Origin of the sequence: Halomonas sp. TG39a, from assembly GCF_000744395.1 — a bacterium.
GTDB classification, from domain to species: Bacteria; Pseudomonadota; Gammaproteobacteria; order Pseudomonadales; family Halomonadaceae; genus Vreelandella; species Vreelandella ventosae_B.
Genome location: NZ_JQLV01000001.1, coordinates 3,849,479 through 3,871,853, shown reverse-complemented (window position 1 = coordinate 3,871,853; position 22,375 = coordinate 3,849,479). Strand labels below are relative to the sequence as shown.

Sequence of the window (22,375 nt, the reverse complement as noted above, 5' to 3'; positions counted from 1 at the left end):
GCAGAGCTGCCCATGCAAACCAAACGCATGACCTACCCTGGTCGCTTTTTGCCCTACGCGCTGCTGGCGCCCCAGGTGATTGTGACACTGATTTTCTTTATCTGGCCTGCGGGCCAGGCGCTGTATCAGTCGCTACTGCGCGAAGACGCCTTTGGGCTGCGCTCAACGTTTGTGGGTCTTGAGAACTTTGCCCGTCTATTTCGTGACGGCAGTTATGTCAATTCGCTATCGGTGACGGTGGTATTCGCCTTGGGCACTACCCTGCTATCGATGACAGTGGCGCTTTTATTGGCCAGTACCGTCAACCGGATGATTCGCTCACGCAGCACCTACACCACGCTACTGGTGTGGCCCTACGCCATCGCCCCCGCGCTTGCGGGCGTGTTGTGGTGGTTTATCTTCAACCCCTCTATCGGCATTGTGCCCTATATGCTGGAAATGGTGGGTTACCAGTGGAACCACCGTAACTCAGGCAGTGACGCCATGCTGCTGGTGATTTTTGCCGCCGCCTGGAAGCAGATATCCTATAACTTTTTGTTTTTCCTGGCGGGCTTACAGTCAATCCCGCAATCGCTGATTGAAGCCGCCTCCATTGACGGCGCCAGCCCGACTAAGCGCTTCTGGACGATTATTTTCCCGCTGCTCACGCCGACCACTTTCTTCTTGCTGGTGGTTAATGTGGTGTATGCCATGTTCGACACCTTCGCGATCATTCACGCCACCACCGCAGGCGGCCCAGCTCAGGCGACCAATATTTTAGTGTACAAGGTCTACGCCGATGGTTTTGTGGGCCTCAACCTCGGTTCCTCGGCAGCTCAGTCGGTGATTCTGATGGTGATTGTGGTGGCATTAACGATGATTCAATTCCGCTTTATTGAGCGCCGAGTCAATTACTAAGCCTTAGGGAGAACGTTAATGGTTGAAAACCGCCCTTGGGCTAACCTGATAGCCCATATTGTTTTGATCTCTGGTGTCGCGCTGGTGGTTTTTCCGGTGTATGTCGCGATCATCGCCTCTACCCACTCCCTGTCGGGTTTGCTGCAGGGTACGCTGCCACTGCTCCCCGGTGGCCACGGGATCGAAAACTACACGCGCATGTGGCAGTCGGGCGTCTCCAATGCCGGCGCACCACCCGCCGCCTTAATGCTCTGGAACAGTTTTATCATGGCCATGGCGATCACGGTGGGTAAGCTGTCTATTTCGCTGCTTTCCGCCTTTGCCATCGTCTACTTCCGTTTCCGCTTTCGGATGTTCTTCTTCTGGGTGATCTTTGTCACGTTGATGCTGCCCGTAGAAGTGCGCATTATTCCGACTTTTCAGGTCGTTGCGGATCTTAAAATGCTCAATAGCTTTGCCGGGCTATCGATCCCGCTGATTGCCTCGGCTACCGCAACCTTCTTGTTCCGCCAGTTCTTTATGACCATTCCCGAAGAGATGCTCGAAGCCGCCCGGGTCGATGGCGCCGGGCCACTGAAGTTTTTTAAAGACATTTTAATGCCGCTGTCGGTGACCAATATCGCCGCGCTGTTTGTGATCATGTTTATCTACGGCTGGAACCAGTACCTCTGGCCGTTAATTATCACTACCGACCCTGATTATTACACCATCGTAATGGGCATTCAGCGCATGACCTCGGAAGAGAACCCACAGTGGCAACTGGTGATGGCCGCGGTGGTCATGGCAGCGCTGCCGCCAGTGTTAGTGATTCTGTTTATGCAACGCCTATTTGTGAAAGGCCTGACCGAGACGGAGAAATAAGATGGCCAGCATTACCTTGGAAGGGCTAAAGAAAACCTATAGCGGCGATGTTCATGCCGTCAAAGGCATCGACTTACAGATTGAAGATGGCGAGTTTGTGGTGCTGGTGGGGCCTTCCGGCTGCGGCAAATCTACCCTACTGCGCATGGTGGCGGGGCTTGAAACCATTACCGAAGGCACGCTCAAAATCGGTGACCGGGTGGTCAATAAGCTAGAGCCCGCCGAGCGCGATATCGCCATGGTGTTCCAGAACTACGCGCTCTACCCGCATATGACGGTGTACAACAACCTAGCTTACGGCCTCAAGAACCGCGGGTTTAACAAAGAAGACATTGAAAAGCGCGTGCGAATTGCCGCCAAAATGCTCGAGATCGAAGAGTTTCTGGAGCGCAAACCGCGCAAGCTCTCTGGTGGTCAGCGCCAGCGCGTCGCCATGGGCCGCGCGTTGGTGCGCGACCCGGCAGCCTTTCTATTCGATGAGCCGCTTTCCAACCTGGATGCCAAGCTGCGCGTGCAGATGCGCGTGGAGATCAAACAGCTGCAGCGGCGCCTGAAGACTACCAGCCTGTATGTGACCCACGACCAGCTGGAAGCTATGACACTGGGTGACCGTTTAGTGGTTCTTAACGCCGGGCAGATTGAGCAAGTGGGCACACCCATGGAAATCTACGCCCGCCCCGCCAGCATGTTTGTCGCCGGGTTTATCGGCTCCCCCGCTATGAACATGCTGCCGGTGGATTACTTGAACGAACAAGGCGCCAACGGCCTGCTGGACAACCTGCCCGACGGCACCGATGTCGTCGGCATTCGCCCGGATGATATGCACTTAGCCCCGCCTGCCGCGCCTCACCTAATTGTCGATTCAACGCTGGCGCTGTTTGAAGCCGCGGGGGCCGAAAGCCACCTATATGTGACCCTCGCCGATAGCGACCAGCCTACAGTCATCCGCGTTTCAGGGCAGCCGCCCGTTGCCGAAGGCGAAACCCTGCGATTTTTTGTGACCCGCGACGCCCTGCATCCTTTCAACAGCGCCACGGGAAAACGCACCGGGGATTGAATACCTATCCCCCGAAAGACAAAACAAGAAAAACAAGTCAACGGAGAAACCATGCGCTACGTTTGAGATAAAGCTTACGGATCTCCCTTGATGAGTACTGAACCTTCATACGTCGATGACCTGTATCGTGAGCACTCCCGGCGCGTGCAGGCGACGCTGATACGCCTGCTGGGGGATTTTGAACTAGCCGAAGAAGCCATACAGGATGCCTTTGTGGCGGCGGTTCAACAGTGGCCGGTTAACGGCAAACCTGACAACCCCACGGCATGGCTAATTCGCACCGGCTACCACTGCGGAATAGACCAAATTCGCCAACGCAGTACTGCTCGCCGTCGGGCTCACTTGCTATTACCCACAGATGAAGCGCTGGATCTTGAGCCCACCACCATCGAAGATGACGCCTTGCGGCTGCTATTCACCTGCTGCCACCCAAGTTTGAGCATGGAAGCACGGATTGCCCTGACGCTTCGCGAGATGTGCGGTTTGACCACTGAGCAAGTAGCCAGCGCGCTACTGATGAAGCCTACGACGCTGGCACAGCGTATCGTACGAGCCAAACGCAAAATTCGCGATGCGCATATCCCTTATGCAGTCCCTACCCAGAAAGAACTGCCCGAGCGCCTACCCGATGTGCTCCAAGTCATCTATCTGGTCTTCAACGAAGGCTACTCACGCAGCACGGGCGCCAGCGTGGTCGATATCAGCCTGACCCAAGAAGCCATGCGGCTGGGCAATGAGCTGGCACAGTTACTACCCAAGGGTGAGGTATTTGGGCTGATGGCCTTGATGCTGCTTAACGATGCCCGCCGGGATGCGCGCCAGGATAACGACGGAGAACTGGTAACCCTGGATGCTCAAGACAGACGCCTATGGCGCCAAGAGGATATCCAGACCGGCATTGCATGGCTGGAACAGGCGCTGGCGCTCACCCCCGCCGGGTACTACACCCTGCAGGCGTCGATTGCCGCCGTACACGCCCAGGCTAGCCACGCCGAGCAAACAGACTGGGGGCGCATCGTCAGGCTCTACGATGCTCTCTGCCGACGCTTTCCATCCCCCATCCTGGCGCTGAATCGTGCGGTCGCCATTGCCATGAACGGTGCCCCCGACACCGGCCTGAAGTTACTCGATGACATCGCTCATCACCCGCAAATCAGCCGCTATCATCTGTTCTATGCCGCTAAAGCGGATTTACTGCGGCGCCAAGGTCAGCATGAGGCCGCGCGCAGTGCCTATCACCAGGCGCTGCAATTGGCCACCCTGACGCCCGAAAAACGCTTTTTGCTAAAGCGGTTAAACGAACTAGAGCCAGCTCCATAAACATTCATTAGCCCCGCATAGAGATCGACATATCGCCATAGATATTTGCCTGAACCGCCGGGCGCCGCAGGTACTCATGGGGAAATCCTAGAGGCACTGCGCTGACCTCGTCGAGCCGTGCCAATTGGTCACCTGTCAGTTCCAGTTCGAGTGCGGCCAGATTGGCTTCAAGCTGACTTATCGATCGCGCTCCAATGAGCGGTGCAGCCATACCAGGACGGGTGAGCAGCCATGCTAAAGCCACCGTGGCAGGTGATGTATTTTGTTCCGTAGCGACCTGTTTCACTTCGTCAATAATGCGAAAGCTGCGTTCGGGGACGGGCCCCGCCTCGGTCACGATGGCGGCACGGCTGCCGCTGACCACGTTTTCGGGTGCGAGTTCGGCACGCTTGTACTTCCCCGTCAGCAGTCCACTCGCCAGCGGTGACCAGGGTATGATACCCATCCCCATTTCACGCGCCATCGGAACCAAGTCACCTTCCACGCTGCGCTCAATCAGATTGTATTCCAGCTGCATTGCAACCATTGGCGACCAGCCCCGGAGATCGGCGATAGCCTGCATCCGTGAAGCCTGCCAAGCAGGGATATCCGACAGCCCCAGATAAACGACCTTTCCTGCTGCCACCAAATCATCCATGGCGCGCAGAATCTCTTCCACGGGAGTGGTGAAATCCCAGGCGTGCAGATACAGCAGGTCGATATAGTCGCTGCCCAGGCGCGTCAGGCTGTCTTCTACCGAACGAACCATACTACGTCGACTGTTGCCTCCAGAGTTGGGGTCATCACTGTGCATCGGCAAGGTGTATTTTGTGGCAATGACCAGGCGATCCCGTTTCCCCTGGGCGAAACGGCCGACAAAGGACTCGGAAGTGCCATCCGTATAGTAATTCGCCGTATCAATGAAGTTGCCGCCATGATCGACGTAGCGATCAAAGAGCGCGCGGGAGGTCGACTCGTCGGCGCCGAAGCTCCATTCCGTGCCGAAAGTCATGGTGCCTAGCGCCATCGGCGATATTTTCAGGCCCGAACGGCCCAGCAAGCGGTAGTGGTCGAGCTGCATGGGATTCTCCCTAAGCTGTTGGTTTCCGCAATGGTAGGCTTGTTCTTAAACTGACAGAATACACCGATATATTCATGGACTATGAAGCTGAAATGAACAATGAAAGGTAGCGATGTGGCGGAATTGGGTGCCTTCGTGGCAATCGTTGAACATGGCAATTTCGCACGAGCGGCGGGATGGCTCGGTGTTTCGCCCTCGGCACTCAGTCAGACGATCCAGCGGTTAGAGGCACGCTTAGGACAGCGCCTTTTGAACCGAACCACCCGAACCACGCGGCCAACGGAGGCGGGCCAACAGTTGTATGAGCGAGTTCGGCCCGCTCTGAAGGAGATTTCAGCGGCTCAAGCGCAGTTGCTGGAGCAACAGGACGAGCTTGGCGGACGGTTGCGGATCAATGCGTCACGCGCTGGGGCTGCTTATGCGCTGGCACCACATCTGGCTAGCTTTGCCGAGACTTACCCTGGAATTGAAGTCGAAATCGTCATCTCTGATCGTTTAGAAAATGTGGTGGCTAGTGAGTGTGATGCCGGGCTGCGGCTCGGTGAGAGCCTGGAACAGGATATGGTGGGAGTGCCAATGAGCGAGCCGCTACGTTGGATTGCGGTGGCATCGCCGCTCTATCTGGCTCGGGCGGGGACACCGGAGCATCCCGCTGCTTTGAAGGAACACACCTGTATCAATATGCGCTGGCCCAGCGGAGGACACCTATTCCATTGGGAATTCGAGCGCGAAGGTCAGTCCGTTCGGGTGGCTGTGACCGGCCCGCTGTGTACCAACGATGTGGCAACGCGACTGCGTGCGGTCAAGGATGGACTTGGTATTGGTTATTTCCTTGAGCCGGAGGTGAGGGGCTTGCTATCGGCCGGCGATGCCGTTGAGGTGCTGGCGTCTTGGTGTCCAAGGGAGCCAGGGTTCTACCTCTACTACCCAGGCAACCGACTGGTCACTCCGCAACTTCGGGCGTTCCTCGATCATGTCATGGCGTGCAGTCGGAAAGTCGTTGCTACGTAATAAGATCATTTAACCTGCATCCGATGGCAGAAGGAAATCAACCAGATATTCCGATTACCAAAAATAATATCTAGGCTGTGTCGATTCGTGAGCACGTCAAACGACTACAGAGAGTCACTACCCTGACCAACCAGGAGGCTCTCAATGAAATTCATGCTGATACGCCGTGCCGATGCCAATACCGAGAATGGCGCTATGCCATCCCAGGAAATGTTTGCCGCCATGGCTGCTTATAACCAGCGCATGACCGAGGCTGGCGTGTTTTTGAGCGGCGATGGCTTACATCCGACCAGTGACGGATGTCTGATCCGTTTCAAAAACGGTGAGCCCACCATCATCCCCGGGCCTTTGTCGCCAGCCAGTGAGCGTATTGCCGGTTACAGCGTGCTGGAAGCCCCTTCTCTGCAGGCGGCCATTGAGTGGGCCCAGCAATGGCCTACTCAGGATGCCGATGGCAACGTGACCCTTGAATTACGGCGCTACTTTTCACTGGAGGATTTTGAGCCCGGTGCCGGAATTGAGCAGCACCGTAACCTTGCTCGTGTACCCGATGCCATGAACGTGCACGTTGCCTTTCCCGGCACCTGCCGGGAGGCCATGCAGTTCTATGCTGATGTAACCGGAGGGCATTTGGAGTGCCTGTTAACCTATGCTGACACACCCGCCGCTGAACACACGCCGCCCGCCCTTCATGACCGCATCATCCATGCCTCACTGAATCTACGGGGACGCCGCTTGATGGGCGCGGATCTGGCAGCTGACTGCTATACACCACCGCAAGGGATAGAGGTTCAATTGGAGTATCAGGATATCGAGCAGGCCGCCCGAACCTTTGCTCAGCTAGCGGAGGGTGGAAAGATTATCATGCCGTTCGAAGCGACCTTCTGGTCACCAGGGTTCGGCATGACGGTAGATCGTTTTGGCGTCGGCTGGATGGTAAACGTTCCATCAGACAACTGCCCCTTGGCCACAGAAGGAGACTCCCCATGAAGTACGTTGCGCTGGTCTATTACCAGGAACAGATTATCAACGCCATGAGCGAACAGGAGTGGCACGACCTCAACCAGGAATGCATTGCTGGGGTTGAGCGCCTGAGCGCCAGCGGCCACTACCTGGCCGGACAGCCGTTACAACCGACGGAGACCGCCACCACCGTGCGCGTGCGCGATGGCGAAACGCTGATCTCCGATGGCCCCTTCGCGGAAACCAAGGAGCAATTGGCTGGCTTCTATCTGCTGGAAGCCCACGACCTGAACGAGGCACTGCAGCTGGCTAGCCGCATTCCGCCCGCCCGGTTGGGCAGCATTGAAGTCCGCCCGGTTCGAGAACTGCCACCTAAAGCAGCACCCAAAACAGAAATAGGAGAACAATCATGAATACTGCCGCCTACCCCTATGTGGATGGTTTCGTCGCTGCCGTGCCTAGCGCTAATAAAGCTGAGTTTATTGAACATGCCCGTGCCGCGGCCGTTGTGTTCAAGGAGCACGGGGCGCTCCGCGTGGTGGAGTGCTGGGGCGATGATGTGCCCGATGGGGAAGTGACCTCCTTCACCATGGCGGTTAAGCGCAAGGATGACGAGACGGTTATTTTTTCATGGATAGAGTGGCCATCCCGCGCCGTGCGCGATGAAGCCATGCCCAAAGCCATGCAGGACCCTCGCCTGCAGATGGACGTTAACCCGATGCCATTTGATGGTAAGAGACTCATTTATGGAGGCTTTGCAAGCATCATCAATGAGTAAGCGTGAACAAGTGGCCCAGAGATTTAATCCGAATCGTCCTGGGCCCCATTCTCTTCAACTACATCTTGTTGAGTTACATCAGTGATCCGCCCTTCAACCTGGTAGAACACTTCTTTGCGTTCCACCATATAGTCGCGCAGCATTTCCCAATCGGTATTGCCGACAATGGTGTTACGGCCATCGGCGTAGGCTTCACCGAGTACCGTATGGCTGTCGCCACCGGCGGCGGTGAAGTTGTTGGTGGCGATGGTATAAGTACGCTCTGGATCAATCGCCTGCATCGCACCTTCCTGGACAACGTTTAGGCTGATCACCCGTTCACCTGGCGGCTCGCTGCTGTCATACATCAACTCAACGCCTGCTGACACCTGCAGAAAACCGCCGTCTTCGCCGGGAGCATTAGCCAGGGCGATCTCGAAGGTTTCCAGCAGCTCGGCGCCGGTAACGTCGACCAACGTCAGGCGATTGCCAAACGGCTGTACGGCGATTAGATCGCCTACGGACACATCGCCCCTCTCAATCGCTTCGCGGATACCACCGCTATTTTGGATCGCCATGACCGTGTCGGGCGCTACCTGCTGCGCGGCATGCAGCTGGGCATCGGTGATTAAATTGCCCAGCGCTGTTTCATTGGCACGCACGCTGTGTTCATCGCCGCTGCCGTGGCGGGGGTTGGGCAACTCTGAGATCGCCTTGGCGCCGATCAAGGTATCCCGCAGTGTTTCAATCTCAGCGGTGTAGGGTTCAAGCCGCTGAGCCGCGTCGGAATCCGCCTCACGATCGTCGGCGGCGAGCAGCTCGCCACTAGTATCCACCACCACGCCTTCCTCGTCGAAGGTGACCTGCATAACCCCAAGGTGCTGACCATACTCGCCTGCCTGGCCAATCACCGTCGGCGATGGGAGCCCCTCACCAGCGTGGCTCTCGCTTAGCAGCCTGGGGGGCGAAACCTGGCTATGGCTGTGTCCGCCAATAATAATGTCGATACCTTCGACGTGCTCCGCTAGCAGCAAGTCGTTACCCACGCTGGGGTCGCTGTCGTAACCAAGATGGGTAAGGGCAATAATTTTGTTAACGCCCTGCTCTTCAAACGCTGCCACCATGGCTTCAGCCGCTTCACGATAATCGCTGATGGCTATTTGGCCGGGGCTTGAGATCGTTTCGCTATCCTGGGTGCTTAACCCAAAAATGCCGATCTGTTCGCCATTGTGCTCAACCACAATGCCGTCATAGAGCTGCCCGGCTTGCGGATCTACGCTGACAGACTCACCCAGCATGTCAGCAAACTCAGGGCCTGCTGAAAAGTCTAGATTGGCCCCTAATATGGGAAACTCGGCGCCTGCAAAAAATGCCGCTAACGCCTGATGCCCCTGTTCCGGGTCACCCAAGTCAAACTCATGATTACCCGGCACAAAGGCGTCGTAGCCCATCAAATTCATGAATTCGAGAGCATCCTGGCCCTGAAACTCAGTGAAATAGAGCGTGCCCGAAAAGATATCACCGGCTTCCAGCAGTAATCCTTCACCGTAAGTCTCCCGCGCTTCATTCAGCGTGGTGATCAAATAGGGATACTGATCGGTACGCCCGTGTAGATCATTGGTGTGAAACAGCGTCAAGGTGAAGTTATCAGCCAAGGCGGGAGGAACGGTGACGAATAACGCTGTCCCTAGCGCCATGCCATAGCGGTGAAAACGCATTTAAATGACTCCTTTCATATCGGTGTTTAGACACCTTAGCAGTAAAGCAAGCCAATGGCGGAGCTGTCATTAATCCGTGACGAGATCGTCATCTTCATTACATGTTCCCGTCATCGTCGGCTGCCACCCTGGCTAGCACTTCAATGTAGCCTTCTTTCGCCGACAGGATAACGACTAATGCATAAAGCCTATGTCCATAAAAACAGTGCCCGTAAAAACCTCGCCCGTAAAACTAGCGCTAAGCCTCGCGATCGCAGGGATTTCTCTCGCTGCGTCATCGAGCGTGTTCGCCAATGATGATTTGAGCAATGTCTGCCCTAATCCGATTCGCATGGCGGATACCGGCATTGAAGGCATGGGGCCGCTAGAAGACGCTTTCGGCCCCTTCGCCGAAGCGTTTACAACAACTACTGGTCTTGAATTGGAAATGTTTAGCCTAAGCAACCGCACGGCCGCAGGCACGGCGCTTCAGTACGACGATGTAGACCTGGTTTTCGCTGGCCCCTCTGAGTTTGTGCTGTTCGATCGTGAAAGCGATATCGAAATCCTGTTTGCCATTGAGCGCCCGCATTACGGCAGCAGCTTTTTTGTACCCGCCGACAGCGATATCGAAACCCTAGCTGACCTAGAAGGCCACCGCGTAGCGCTGAAAGATGTGGGCTCCACCAGCGGGCATATCTTCCCCAGCCAGATGTTGGTAGACGCCGGCCTGGATATCGATCGTGATCTAGAAATCATTATGGCCGGTGATGCACGCATTGCGGCACTCGTTAATGGTGATGTAGACGCCATGGGCGGTGGCAACCGGGATATCGACGAAATTCAGGCGATGGATCCCGATGGCGAATACCGCGTAATCGCCAAAAGCGATGTACTGCCCGGCGATCCGGTGGTGATGCGCGGCTCTCTGGATGACGCCTGCAAAACCGCCCTACGCGAGTCGCTCAAAGCTAATGCCGACAAGCTATGGAACGCATTGGTTGCAACGGATCGCAACGAAGATAAGTTCTTAAACCGGGACTCTTCGCTAGGCTTTGAGCGCACCAACGCAGATTACGACGTAGTACGCCGCGCCTACGAAGCAGCGGGTATCGATCTGTAAACATTTCCCTCTTTTCGCTCCACAACGGCACAGGGATGTGCTGCTAATAAGCAGGTCTGTCCATGAACATTCAATTTATCCACCTCCTGCCGCTAACGCAGGAGGTTTTTTTATGAAGGCTATCAGCGTTCACAATCTGCATAAACACTACGGGCAGTTGCACGTACTGCGTGGCTTAACGCTGGAGATTACTCGAGGCGAGTGCGTCATTTTGTTGGGTGCGAACGGCTGCGGTAAATCGACGTTAATGCGCTGCCTAAATGGTCTAACATCCCATGATCAAGGGGAGATCACTATTTTGGGCGACTCCCTCACTCACCTTTCTAAACCACAATTACGCCAGCTACGACGCAAAGTGGGTGTGGTTTTCCAGCAATTTAATCTGGTGCAGAACGTCAGCGTGTTTCAAAACGTGCTGTATGGCGCTATGGGTCAGCAACGTTTTGGCTTGCTCTCCTCGCTCGCTTGCTTTGCCACTAATGAGTTACGCGAGCGCGCCATGGCCTCGCTTGAACGCGTAGGGTTAGCGCATAAGGCCCACGCGGATTGCCGTGAGCTCTCCGGCGGTCAACAGCAGCGCGTGGCAATTGCCCGCACACTGATGCAAGACGCCGAGATCATTATTGCCGATGAGCCAGTGGCCAGCCTTGACCCGAAAGCCGGTAAGGAAATCATGGATCTGCTGCTGGACGTGGTGTCGGAGCGACGTTTAACCGTGCTGTGCACGCTGCACCAGTTGGAGTTAGCCCAACAGTACGGCGACCGTATTATCGGTATGAAAGCGGGGCAAATAGTCCTTGATACGCCACGGCCAGAAGTCGCGCTAGCTACTATGCAGCAGCTCTACCAGGGCGATGTCCGGGTTGACCAAGCCTCCACCCCTGCTGTTGATGACGCCGCCCTACCCACTGCCTGATACGTTAACGAGGAAACTATGTCGAATCTCCGCCGAACCACAACGCCTTTACCGCCGCGTTTCGCCAATCCTTCCCCGTTTACCTGGGGCGTGGTGGTGATTTTTTTAGCGCTCTTTGTACAAGGGATAATGGCCACCAACTTAACCGTGGAACGCTTGCTCCGTGGTGCCGTCAATTTGGTGCACTTTATAGGACGCGCCTTTCCCCCTGATCTTTCCGATCTCGACGTCCTGGCGTGGTCAATGTACGAAACCCTCAACATTGCCATTGTTGGCGTTACCATCGGGGTTATTTTAAGCCTGCCGTTTGCCCTACTGGCGGCTCGCAACACCTCGCCAGCCCCCTGGGTTCGCTCCATCACGCGCTTGATGATTGCCACCATGCGCACCATCCCCGACCTGATTTGGGCGCTTATTTTTGTAGTGGCCGTTGGCTTAGGACCAATCGCCGGGGTGCTGGCGATTGTAATGGACACCATCGGCTTTGCGGCCCGCTTCTTTTCGGAACGTATTGAAGAGGTTCACCCAGGCCCTTCCGAGGCGCTTAGCGCCACTGGCGCAGGCAGATTATCGGTGATTGGCGGTGCCATTTTGCCGGAAACCTTGGCATCCATGACGGCAACAAGCCTTTATAGCGTTGAAAAAGCGCTGCGCTCAGCGGTTACGCTCGGCCTAGTGGGCGCAGGGGGTATCGGGGTTGAACTGGCTGCCGCTATGCGCCTATTTAACTATGACCGCGCGTTAACCATTATTCTGGTAATTCTGATTGTGGTGATTGGCTTTGAGCAACTCTCATCGCAAATTAGAAAACGCGTCATTTAAATATTAACGTATAAATACGCTAAAAACCGGTGTGGAATTATCCACACCGGTAAAGATCGAAACATGCGAGCTAACTAAAAGCTAAAGAACTAATACAAAAACTAATGCAACACTACCGCTAACATCACTCTATTAATTAGAAGTGATAGCGAGCGCCTAATGCGTAGTACATATCTTCTTCGAAGTCATTAACAGCATCCAGGTTACGATCGTTCAGCTCAAGGAACATATCGAAATTGCTAGACAGCTTGTACATTGACCCTAGCGCCCAAGCGTTACGCTCATCGCTAGCGCCGTCTACGTCGATGTTGTAGTAATCGGCGAAGAACTTCCAGGAATCGATGGCGTACGTAGCACCAACGCCGATTTTATCGAAACCACCACCGTTAACATCGTCATCACCGCGGGTTTCATAACCTACACGAGCAGCGAAAGCGTCTGTAACAGCAAACTCGCCCGTAGCGCCATAACGCACTTCACCGTTACCGCCACCACGTACCGTATCTTCCACATAGCCAAGCGCTAAACGAGCTGGGCCTGTTTCGTAGACAACACCACCCTGAGTGGCGATAACGGATCCTTCAGAAGTCTGCTCGGCTTCAGTCAAACCACGCTCAGAGAAGTGCTTGGCAGAAATAACCGCCTGAAAACCACTCATTTCAGGCGTTTTATAGCCAATAGAGTCGCCGCGTGCCTGGGTACCACCACCCGCAAACTCGTAGCCGCGCTCAACGTAGACATCGAACGGCGTCATAACGTAGTTATCGTAAAAACTGTTGTAATTACCGGCCATGAAAGTACCGAACTGCTGGCTTTCCAGACCCAGGTAGCTGTTACGCACCTCATCGAAACCAGAAGATGTATTACGCTCATCACCCGTAAAGCGCCACTCTACCCGGGCGAATGCACGCAGGTCAGAGGAGATCTGATGGCCGGCGGTAATCCGCAGACGGGAGCCGAAATTACGGAACTCTTCGCCGTTATCAACACCGTCATCAACACCGCCGCCATCAATCCCCATAGCGATGCGGCCATAGATTTCCAGATCGGTACCGTCTTGGTCATAAACAGTGGCAGCTTGTGCTGCAGAGGCGGCCAATAAACCGCTAACGGCTAATGCCAGAGTCGTTTTTTTAAACATGATCGTTCCCATTGAAGTAGTTAATACTTGCGCTTTGCGAAGGCACAATGAAGGACGAATAACGCCTCAACGCAGCAAACCTTAAAGGAGTTATATTTCATTTACTTTAAAGTTTTAATTTTTTGGGAACTTATTTTTCATAGGCAGTTTAAATAAAACTGCCATCCAATTTTAACATTAAACTGATATTAGAATAGGTAGCTTCAGCACGTTATCGCTTAGCCTATTTGTTTAAGCGTGTCATCACTTATTCACCTGTTTGTCTCGGCAGTGTCATTCGCCCCACCCACACTGTTCGAAAACGTGATAAAGGGATGAATCGCTCATGCGGCTCTGCATCGTTAGTGAAACATGGTCACCGGATATCAATGGCGTAGCCCATACACTGAGCCGGTTAAGCTGTGAACTTAACCGGCAAGGAGTGCCGGTTGATGTGATTCGCCCACGTCCCAGGGGCGCGGGTAATGCAACCGGTATTAACCGCGAGCTACAGGTGCAACGCTTTGCCTTACCCGGTTACACCGATGTCCAGGTGGGGCTGGTTAGGCCCGCTACCCTGCGCCGCTTTTGGCGTAAGCACCGACCAAACATCATCTACGTCGCCACCCAAGGTCCTCTCGGTTGGGCGGCCCGCCAAGCGGCGCGGCAGCTCAATATTCCCTTGGTAGCGGGCTGGCACACCAACTTCGACCACTACTGTGAAGATTACGGCGTCAACTGGCTGGCCTCGACCACACGCCGCTACCTACGCTACTTCCATAACGGCTGCGACCTGACCTTAGTGCCTACCCACCAGCAAGCAAAAGCGCTGCAGCGTCAGGGGATACGCGATGTCCATGTGCTGTCACGGGGGTTGGATGGTGAGCGCTTCTCACCCGCCCACCGGGACCCTTCATTACGCACAAGCTGGGGGGTTGGCGAGCATCAGCCGGTGGCGCTTTATGTTGGACGATTAGCCGCTGAAAAAAACCTCACCTTGCTACATGAAAGCTTTCAAGCCATGCGCGAGGTGCGCCCCGATATCGCTCAGGTGATCGTAGGCGATGGTCCCGCACGGGCACAGCTGGAGAAGGCGCTGCCCGATGCGCATTTTACCGGCTTTGTGGGGCAAGAATCGCTTGCTCGCCACTATGCCAGCGCCGATATGTTTATTTTCCCCTCGCTTTCCGAAACCTGGGGGAATGTGGTGGCAGAAGCCATGGCCAGCGGCTTGGCCGTGGTGGCCTATGATCATGCGGCCAGCGCCGAACTCATTAACAGCGGCCACAACGGTGTCACCGTACCCGCTGGCAATAGCGCCGCGTTTCAACAAGCCGCGGTGGAGTTGTGCCAGCACCCCGCTGACTACGCTCGTTTAGGTCGGGTGGCGCGCTTACGCGCACTTGAGCAGAGCTGGACGGGTATTGCCGAGCAATTTTTGCGTTATCTACACCAAGCCCAGGAGGCTCATCATGCGCCCGCGTCCGCTTGTCGTATTCGACCGTCTTGACCTGATTGAGTGGCAGTTCTGCCAGCGCATATCGCGGCTATCGATCTACCGCCCCTGGCGCATCACACTTCAGGCCGCCAGCCGCTTAGGTGATTGGCCGGTTTGGGTGCTGCTGATTCTCGCCCAGCCCTGGCTCCAGCCTAATGGCGCCTGGCGTGTCTTGCAGTACAGCGTCATCGCTTTGTTTGCCGTGGCCGTTTATCGGCTGGTGAAAACCCGCTTATGCCGTGAGCGTCCCTTTATCACTTACGGTGAAGGCATCGAGTGCTGCGAACCGGCCCGCGACCGTTACAGCTTTCCCAGTGGCCATACCATGCACGCGGTGATGTTTAGCGTATTAGTCGCCGCCCACACCCCCTGGCTGCTACCGGTGGTGTTGCCATTAACGCTACTGATAGCGATCTCACGGGTAGGGTTAGGGCTGCACTATGTAAGCGATGTACTGGCAGGCGCCGCAATGGGCTACGCTTTTGCCTTGGCCAGCCTGTATTGGATGGGGTAACGCCCCTGTTTTCGCGAAATTGGTCACTAGGCGCTATGGTTAATTCAACCCTGTCTTTTTGAACCGCCCGCTTAGCATTAAGAGCGGCGCGTCAGCATCAAGGAGTGATGTGATGACCATGACGGTTGGTGAATTATTTATAGCGCTCGTCGCCATTGCGTTAGTCCTGTTAGCCAGCAATGCTCTGCGACTATGGCTTCCCTGGTTAAGACGACTCTTCCTACCTAGCTCCGTTATTGGCGGCTTACTGCTCTTACTGATGGGCCCCGATGTGCTGGGCCATGCCCTGCCTACTTTTTTCGAAGAAAGCCCTGGGCTGTTTCCTGCCTATGTGCAGGAGAGCTGGGCAGCGCTGCCAGGGCTGTTGATTAATGTTGTCTTCGCGGCGCTGTTTATTGGTAAAGCGATACCTGGACTAAGAACTATTTGGTTGCGCGCGGGGCCGCAAGTCGTCGTCGGGCAAACCATGGCATGGGGCCAATATGTTGTTGGGTTGAGCTTGGCGCTGCTGGTGTTGGTACCGGTGTTTAATATGAACCCCATGGTCGGGGCGTTAATCGAAATCGGCTTTGAGGGTGGCCACGGCACCGCAGCGGGCATGGCCGACACCTTTGAAGAGCTAGGTTTCGAAGAAGGCGCCGACTTAGCCCTAGGGCTCGCAACGGTAGGTATCGTCTCAGGGGTGTTGATTGGCACAGTGTTGATCAATATTGCCGCGCGCCGTGGGATTATCAAGCTCAACGATGAGAGCAACCAGCCGGATGATCCCGATGAATTAATGCGTGAAGATGAGCGCCCTTCGACCGCGGAATTCAGCGAATTTAAAAAAGACTTGGCGCAAGAGGCGGGGACCACCGATCCGCTTAGCCTGCATATCGGCTTAGTCGGCATCGCCATTGTGATCGGCTGGCTAATTCTGTCGGGTCTGCAATGGATTGAGCAAGTCACCTGGGCGCGCGATGGTGGCTTGGAAATCCTCGCCCATGTTCCGCTTTTCCCTATTGCCATGATTGGTGGGGTAATTGTGCAGCTGATTGTGATGCGGTTTGGACTAGAACGCCATGTATCTAGCCGAACCATGTCGCGCATTGCAGGCACTGCGCTGGACTTTACCATCGTGGCAGCGCTTGCCACCCTCTCGCTGACTACCTTAGGCGAGTACTTTCTGCCCTTTTTGCTGCTCGCTGTGGCGGGTATTGCCTGGGGTCTTTTCGTGCTGATTGTTATAGCCCCCCGAGTGATTCCAGAAAACTGGTTTGAACGTGGGGTGGGCGATTTTGGTCAATCGATGGGGGTTACCGTTACCGGCCTACTGTTGATGCGCATGGCAGACCCCAAAAACGAGTCTGGCGCGCTAGAGAGCTTTGGGTATAAACAGCTTATGTTTGAACCGATTGTGGGTGGTGGGCTTTTTACAGCCGCTGCCTTACCACTGATTGCCGAATTTGGCGCCTTAGCCGTGCTGATCTTTGCCGCCCTGCTAACAGTAGGGTGGCTAGCATTTGGCTTGCTTTATTTCGGGCGCATGGTGCCTGATCGCGGTAAAGGCCGCTGGAAGAGCTAACACAACCCAAAAGTTTCATCCCAAAATAGCAACACCCGCATCAGCGGGCGTTGCTATTTTTCTTTAAAAACATAACTTTAAACATCTGGCGGCATATCATCACGCTCATCAATTCTAGCCATGAATGATGTCTTAAACATCATATACACGCCCAGCCCTGAGAACCCTAAGAACAAAACAAACATGCATAACATCAATGCCATCGCCATAATCTTGTCCCTGGTAGTGCGCGGTCGTTACGTTGACGTTTTCTAACCGCTGCCTTTTGATTTCACCGAAGGATAGACCATAACAACGCATTAATCTGTGGGGTTGCACACAATGCAAGTAGCCCAATCAACAAAAAAACATAAAAATCAACCGCTTATATTATTTTTCCCACGCGAAAAAACCACCTCATTTTCATGAGATGGTCGTTTCGCATCAGTCCACTCCTTGGTGTGATGGACAGCGCCTCCCTGCGCTGTAACCAGTGAGTGGGCTGATTGTCCTTTAACGTCCTGTTAATTCATTGGCTCCCTGCCGTCCTTCTGCCCGTCAGCCCACTCACTCAGTTTTTGCTGACACTTGATCTGTACGTTTGACTCTCAACAACTGACACGCTAAACAACTGAATCATTAATACATTTCTTTGTAGCTCACATCTATGTAGCTACATAGTACCTGCAGGCGCTGCGCCAACTCGTGCCAATAAACAACTAAATCTTTTAAAAACAATTACTTAAAAACAAACCCATGTGTCAAAAAACACTCTCCCAGCAACCACTTTCATGTATAGAACTGGCACATGCGACATAAGCACACCGGTTTGGGACACAAAGCGTAGCGAATCGTCATCGCAGGGGTTATTTTGCTATCTACCCACTCATTTCTAGCCGGATACTTTCAAGGGGACCACTATGAAACCTACTATCGCGAAACGTACTATCGCGCTTGGCATTGTCATGATGGTGACACTGCTGCTGATCAGTGGCTGTAATACTATTCGCGGTGCGGGTGAAGACCTTCAACAGGGTGGCGAAGCCATCCAGCGCGCAGCGAGCTAAACGTTATGATGACTGTGTATCTATCCCATGGCCTTGAGAGCGGGCCAGGAGCGCTCAAAACCCAGGCGCTGAAAGGCGTTGCGGAAAAACTGGATGACTGTGAGCCGGTGGTCATGGACTACCGAGGCATCGCAGCGCCACAGCTGCGCCTTCAACACCTATTAGGGGTGTTAGCCGAGCGCGGTGACGACCCTGCCCGGTGTGTACTGGCAGGCTCAAGTTTGGGGGGCTGGCTAAGCGCGGCGGTTAGCGCTCAACAGCCGGTATTGGGTTGCTTTCTGCTAGCACCCGCGCTGGGGTTAGACGACTATCCAGAAACGTCACCGACTATTCAGGCCCGGCACACCCATATCATTCACGGCTGGCGGGATGAAGTCATCGCCCCGGAACCGGTGATTGAACGTGCCCGCCTACAGCGCTTATCGCTGCGGATGGTAGACGACGATCATCGCCTGCACGCCAGCCTGGATACGATTTTATGCGATTTTGAGCGCTTTTTACGCCAGTGCGGCGCACCTACTCAATACGCTTAGCCAGCCTAGCTAAAACAAACATTCGACAAGAGCCTTCTAAACCTATACAAATAGTGTACACAAGCACATTGATAGCACGGAGATTGCTCATGTTAGGTATGTTTAAGCGCGACCCCAAAAAGAAGCTACAGCAAGAGTATGAACGCAAACTTCAAGCCGCAATGGAGGCTTCACGCAATGGCGATATGCGCGCCAATGCCACGCTTACCGAAGAAGCAGAAGCGCTACTTGCCGAGATCAGACGTATTGAATCGACACCATAACCGCAATAGACAACGCTTTGAACTACTCGCGGCTTTAGCGCTGGCTAGCCTGCTGCCCAACGTAGCTCTGGCGGTTTGCCCAAGCCCAGGGCAGTGGTGGCAGGAAGGACAGCCATTCACCAGTAGTGAGCTGCTGCCGACTGCAGCCCAGCAACAAGTGGTATTGCTGGGTGAACAGCACGATGAAATAGCTCACCACCGCTGGCAGCTGCATACCCTAGCGGGTCTGCATGCGTTACGTGACGATATAGTGATTGGCCTGGAAATGCTGCCGCGCAGCGCTCAGCCTGCCCTGGATGCCTGGGTGGCTGATGAGTTAGATGTGGCCACACTGCTTGAACAAACTCAGTGGGACGAGACTTGGGGATTTGATTCAGCGCTTTATATGCCGATTTTAGAGTTTGCCCGGATGGCACAAATACCGCTAATCGCGCTTAATATCACCCCCGACCTACGCCAGCGGCTGGTCAATGATGGCTGGAGCAGCGTACCCGCTGAAGAGCGTCATACAATTTCGCCCCCCAAGCCCGCCAGTGCCGCCTATCGCTTACTGCTCACCGAGGTGTTCAATCAGCACGCCGTGGGCGATGCTCCCGATGCACTTGAGCATTTTATTCAGGCACAGCTCACCTGGGATACCGCCATGGCCCAGCGCCTAGCCGAGGCCACGGAGGGCGGCGCCCTGGCAGTGGGCTTAATGGGTCTTGGCCACGTCACGTATAACGAGGGAGTGGCCTACCAGCTAAACGCCTTGGGCGTTAACGACACCGTTAGCCTGCTGCCCTGGCAAATGAGCGACTGCACTCTGCCCGACCCTACGCTAGCTGATGCGGTGTATATACTCGCTGATGACTAGCGATTACTCGTCAGCCAGTGCCGGTAACAATGTTTTCAGTTTACGCGTGAGCGTATTGCGCCCCCAGCCCAGCAGCTCGGCGGCCTCGCCTTTGCGCCCGCCGGTATGTTTTAGCGCCGTCTCAATCAGGATCCGCTCAAAATCAGGCACCGCTTCTTCCAGCAGGTGGGTATGGCCTTCGGCCAGGGCATGATCCGCCCAGTCGCGAAACGCCGTGCGCCAATCACCGTGGGCACTACTTTCGGAAGCGCTGGGTGAACGCAGCTCAGGCGGTAGGTCTTCAACCAGAATTTCACGCCCCGATGCCATCACGGTCAGCCAGCGGCAGATATTCTCTAACTGGCGTACGTTGCCGGGCCACGGCAAGCGTGTCAGATGAGCCTCGGCTTCGCTGGTCAGCACCTTGATATCGGTGGTCAGCTCTTTCGCCGCTTCGGCTAAAAAGTGCCGCGTTAAGCGGGGAATATCTTCCCGCCGCTCGGCAAGCTTGGGCAGATGGATGCGGATCACGTTCAGGCGGTGGAACAGATCCTCCCGAAAGCGACCGTCATCCACCAGCACTTCTAGATTTTGGTGGGTAGCGGCGATGATACGTACGTCCACTTTGACCGGCGTATGCCCACCAACGCGATAGAACTCGCCATCGGCCAATACACGCAGTAAGCGCGTTTGGGTTTCAGACGGCATATCGCCAATTTCATCTAAAAACAGCGTGCCGCCATTGGCCTGCTCAAAGCGCCCCTGGCGCTGCTGGGCCGCCCCCGTAAAGGCGCCTTTCTCGTGACCAAACAGCTCAGACTCAATCAAATCGCGGGGAATGGCCGCCATATTGAGCGCGATAAAGGGCTTACCCGCCCGCGGGCTATGCTGGTGAAGCGCCTGGGCAACGCGCTCTTTACCGGTACCCGACTCGCCGTTAATCAACACCGTGATGTGAGAGTGGGAAAGGCGACCAATCGCGCGAAACACCTCCTGCATTGCCGGCGCTTCGCCGATAATTTCGGCGTTCAAGCCTTCCGGCACGGTGACCGGACGCTGGCGTTCACGGGCGTGGGCCACGGCGCGGCGCACCAGTGCCAGGGCCTCGTCAACGTCAAACGGCTTGGGTAGGTACTCAAAGGCCCCACCCTGGTAAGAGGCCACGGCGCTGTCCAGGTCGGAGTGCGCAGTCATCACGATCACCGGCAGGTCGGGATGCGCCTCGCGCACGCGCGCCATCAGATCAAGCCCATCGATACCCGGCATACGGATATCGGTGACCAGCACGTCTGGGGGGCTTTCCAGCAAACGCGTCAGGGCAACGTCGGCGCGTTCAATACACTCAACGTCCAGGTCGGGTTGCGCTAATGCGCGCTCTAGCACCCAGCGGATAGCGCGGTCATCATCGACAATGACCACCCGCGCAACATCATTACGTGCAGCCTCAGTCATGACGCTTCTCCGGTGAAATTAATAACCATGGGAATCAATAAACGAAATTCGGTGTGTCCAGGACGTGAGTCGCATTCGATCAATCCTTGATGCTGGTGCAAAATCGACTGGGCGATAGAGAGCCCAAGACCGCTGCCTTCCGCGCGCCCCGACACCATGGGGTAAAACAGCGTTTCCTGCAGCGCAACGGGAATGCCGGGCCCGTTATCGATCACCGCGACTTCACTGACCAGCCGGTGACGCTCCGCACCGAGGGTAAATTGGCGACGGGCGCGGGTGCGTAGTATTAGCGTAGGTTCAGACGTTTGCGCATCGCTCATGGCCTGTACCGCGTTGCGGGCCACATTGAGCACCGCCTGAATCATTTGTGACTCATCGCCGGAAAGGTCGGGCAGGCTGGGGTCGTAATCACGGCTGATCGTCACGCAAGGGTGCTCGGCAATCAGCAGCGCCCGTACCCGTTCTAGCACTTTGTGAATATTGACCGGCTCGTGCTTAAGAATACGGTTAGGGCCGAGCATGGAGTCGACCAAATCGCGCAGCCTATCCACCTCTTCCACAATGATATGGGTATATTCGCGCAGCGCCGGGTCGTCTAGATCCCGCTCTAATAGCTGCGCCGCACCGCGGATGCCGCCCAGGGGATTTTTGACTTCATGGGCAAGCCCGCGGGCAAGCACCTTGATCGTCTCCTGACGGGTAGTGAGCGCCTCTTCCCGGGAAATCTGCATCAACCTATCCCGCGGCTCCACTTCCAACAGCAGCTCATCGTCGGATAACGGCGTGACCGTGTAGTCAACCGTGAGCGGTTCACTGTTCAGCGGGGTAATGCGCGCTTCACGCTGGGTATAAGGGTGAAAGGCATCCCGGGCCTTGGCCAATACATCGTCAATGCTTTCATCCCCGCCGAGCAGCGTGTCCAGGCTGATCCCGTGAACACGGCTAAGACTGACCGCTAACAACGCTTCAGCGGCAGGGTTCATCCAGCGCACACGCAGCTCGCCATCTAGCAGCAATACCGCCGTGGTGAGATGTTCAAGCAAACGCTGATGCATGGTGGTGTCCT

Annotated in this window: 23 protein-coding genes; 18 read left to right on the top strand and 5 right to left on the bottom strand. The window is 55.3% G+C overall.

Features of this window, described 5'->3' with window-relative positions; translation table 11 throughout:
• Window positions 1–12 precede the first annotated feature (12 nt).
• The 4 genes from ugpA to U738_RS17430 all read left to right on the top strand — a co-directional run bounded on the left by ugpA (window position 13) and on the right by U738_RS17430 (window position 4,135).
• Entirely contained in the window at window positions 13–897 is an 885-nt protein-coding gene (gene ugpA / locus U738_RS17445; RefSeq protein ID WP_035582789.1) for a sn-glycerol-3-phosphate ABC transporter permease UgpA, read from the top strand.
• An 18-nt stretch (window positions 898–915) separates the two neighbouring features.
• Window positions 916–1,758 (top strand): sn-glycerol-3-phosphate ABC transporter permease UgpE, encoded by an 843-nt coding sequence (gene ugpE, locus U738_RS17440; protein ID WP_022520784.1) that lies wholly within the window; start codon window positions 916–918, stop codon window positions 1,756–1,758.
• A gap of 1 nt (window position 1,759) precedes the next feature.
• Window positions 1,760–2,815, top strand: coding sequence for a sn-glycerol-3-phosphate import ATP-binding protein UgpC (locus U738_RS17435; RefSeq protein WP_035582787.1), 1,056 nt, complete (start codon window positions 1,760–1,762; stop codon window positions 2,813–2,815).
• Window positions 2,816–2,905: 90 nt separating this feature from the next.
• Entirely contained in the window at window positions 2,906–4,135 is a 1,230-nt protein-coding gene (locus U738_RS17430; RefSeq protein ID WP_035582785.1) for an RNA polymerase sigma factor, read from the top strand.
• A 7-nt stretch (window positions 4,136–4,142) separates the two neighbouring features.
• On the opposite strand, the gene U738_RS17425 is transcribed toward U738_RS17430, so the two are convergent.
• Complete coding sequence (locus tag U738_RS17425) at window positions 4,143–5,195, bottom strand: aldo/keto reductase (RefSeq protein WP_035582783.1); 1,053 nt, start codon at window positions 5,193–5,195, stop codon at window positions 4,143–4,145.
• 99 nt (window positions 5,196–5,294) lie between these two features.
• On the opposite strand from U738_RS17425, the gene U738_RS17420 reads away from it, so the two are divergent.
• From U738_RS17420 to U738_RS17405, 4 genes are all read left to right on the top strand, one after another.
• Window positions 5,295–6,206 (top strand): LysR family transcriptional regulator, encoded by a 912-nt coding sequence (locus tag U738_RS17420; RefSeq protein WP_035582781.1) that lies wholly within the window; start codon window positions 5,295–5,297, stop codon window positions 6,204–6,206.
• Window positions 6,207–6,350: 144 nt separating this feature from the next.
• Window positions 6,351–7,196 (top strand): YciI family protein, encoded by an 846-nt coding sequence (locus U738_RS17415; protein ID WP_035582780.1) that lies wholly within the window; start codon window positions 6,351–6,353, stop codon window positions 7,194–7,196.
• Window positions 7,193–7,582, top strand: a complete 390-nt coding sequence (locus tag U738_RS17410) for a YciI family protein (protein WP_035582778.1) — start codon at window positions 7,193–7,195, stop codon at window positions 7,580–7,582. The genes U738_RS17415 and U738_RS17410 overlap by 4 nt, the downstream gene beginning before the upstream one ends.
• Window positions 7,579–7,947 carry a DUF1428 domain-containing protein gene (locus tag U738_RS17405; protein ID WP_035582777.1) on the top strand — a complete coding sequence of 123 codons (369 nt, stop codon included), beginning with the start codon at window positions 7,579–7,581 and terminating at the stop codon, window positions 7,945–7,947. The genes U738_RS17410 and U738_RS17405 overlap by 4 nt, the downstream gene beginning before the upstream one ends.
• A 23-nt stretch (window positions 7,948–7,970) precedes the next feature.
• On the opposite strand, the gene U738_RS17400 is transcribed toward U738_RS17405, so the two are convergent.
• Window positions 7,971–9,644 (bottom strand): bifunctional metallophosphatase/5'-nucleotidase, encoded by a 1,674-nt coding sequence (locus tag U738_RS17400; RefSeq protein ID WP_035582776.1) that lies wholly within the window; start codon window positions 9,642–9,644, stop codon window positions 7,971–7,973.
• A gap of 190 nt (window positions 9,645–9,834) precedes the next feature.
• On the opposite strand from U738_RS17400, the gene phnD reads away from it, so the two are divergent.
• The 3 genes from phnD to phnE all read left to right on the top strand — a co-directional run bounded on the left by phnD (window position 9,835) and on the right by phnE (window position 12,484).
• The gene (gene phnD / locus U738_RS17395) at window positions 9,835–10,746 is read left to right on the top strand and encodes a phosphate/phosphite/phosphonate ABC transporter substrate-binding protein (RefSeq protein WP_050714006.1); all 912 of its coding nucleotides are present in this window, start codon (window positions 9,835–9,837) and stop codon (window positions 10,744–10,746) included.
• Window positions 10,747–10,858: 112 nt separating this feature from the next.
• Window positions 10,859–11,662, top strand: coding sequence for a phosphonate ABC transporter ATP-binding protein (gene phnC / locus U738_RS17390; RefSeq protein WP_035582775.1), 804 nt, complete (start codon window positions 10,859–10,861; stop codon window positions 11,660–11,662).
• Between the two features lie 18 nt (window positions 11,663–11,680).
• Complete coding sequence (phnE, locus tag U738_RS17385; RefSeq protein ID WP_035582774.1) at window positions 11,681–12,484, top strand: phosphonate ABC transporter, permease protein PhnE; 804 nt, start codon at window positions 11,681–11,683, stop codon at window positions 12,482–12,484.
• Between the two features lie 136 nt (window positions 12,485–12,620).
• On the opposite strand, the gene U738_RS17380 is transcribed toward phnE, so the two are convergent.
• Complete coding sequence (locus U738_RS17380) at window positions 12,621–13,625, bottom strand: porin (RefSeq protein WP_035582773.1); 1,005 nt, start codon at window positions 13,623–13,625, stop codon at window positions 12,621–12,623.
• Between the two features lie 325 nt (window positions 13,626–13,950).
• Between U738_RS17380 and U738_RS17375 the strand changes: the two genes are divergently transcribed.
• The 7 genes from U738_RS17375 to U738_RS17350 all read left to right on the top strand — a co-directional run bounded on the left by U738_RS17375 (window position 13,951) and on the right by U738_RS17350 (window position 19,878).
• Window positions 13,951–15,114: a glycosyltransferase family 4 protein gene (locus tag U738_RS17375; protein ID WP_035582772.1), complete on the top strand. Its 1,164-nt coding sequence runs from the start codon at window positions 13,951–13,953 to the stop codon at window positions 15,112–15,114.
• Entirely contained in the window at window positions 15,077–15,616 is a 540-nt protein-coding gene (locus U738_RS17370) for a phosphatase PAP2 family protein (RefSeq protein ID WP_035582771.1), read from the top strand. The genes U738_RS17375 and U738_RS17370 overlap by 38 nt, the downstream gene beginning before the upstream one ends.
• 112 nt (window positions 15,617–15,728) lie before the next feature.
• The gene (locus U738_RS17365; protein ID WP_035582769.1) at window positions 15,729–17,180 is read left to right on the top strand and encodes a sodium/glutamate symporter; all 1,452 of its coding nucleotides are present in this window, start codon (window positions 15,729–15,731) and stop codon (window positions 17,178–17,180) included.
• Between the two features lie 944 nt (window positions 17,181–18,124).
• Window positions 18,125–18,226 carry an entericidin A/B family lipoprotein gene (locus U738_RS17360; RefSeq protein ID WP_440870505.1) on the top strand — a complete coding sequence of 34 codons (102 nt, stop codon included), beginning with the start codon at window positions 18,125–18,127 and terminating at the stop codon, window positions 18,224–18,226.
• A gap of 5 nt (window positions 18,227–18,231) precedes the next feature.
• The gene (locus U738_RS17355) at window positions 18,232–18,759 is read left to right on the top strand and encodes a YqiA/YcfP family alpha/beta fold hydrolase (protein ID WP_035582765.1); all 528 of its coding nucleotides are present in this window, start codon (window positions 18,232–18,234) and stop codon (window positions 18,757–18,759) included.
• Window positions 18,760–18,848: 89 nt separating this feature from the next.
• Complete coding sequence (locus U738_RS23255; RefSeq protein ID WP_152561147.1) at window positions 18,849–19,022, top strand: DUF6435 family protein; 174 nt, start codon at window positions 18,849–18,851, stop codon at window positions 19,020–19,022.
• A complete protein-coding gene (locus U738_RS17350; RefSeq protein WP_050714010.1) occupies window positions 19,006–19,878 on the top strand; it encodes a ChaN family lipoprotein in 873 nt (290 codons plus the stop codon). Before U738_RS23255 ends, U738_RS17350 begins: the two co-directional genes overlap by 17 nt.
• A gap of 3 nt (window positions 19,879–19,881) precedes the next feature.
• On the opposite strand, the gene ntrC is transcribed toward U738_RS17350, so the two are convergent.
• Window positions 19,882–21,309, bottom strand: a complete 1,428-nt coding sequence (gene ntrC / locus U738_RS17345) for a nitrogen regulation protein NR(I) (protein WP_035582763.1) — start codon at window positions 21,307–21,309, stop codon at window positions 19,882–19,884.
• Complete coding sequence (gene glnL / locus U738_RS17340) at window positions 21,306–22,364, bottom strand: nitrogen regulation protein NR(II) (protein WP_035583715.1); 1,059 nt, start codon at window positions 22,362–22,364, stop codon at window positions 21,306–21,308. The genes ntrC and glnL overlap by 4 nt, the downstream gene beginning before the upstream one ends.
• Window positions 22,365–22,375: the final 11 nt, after the last annotated feature.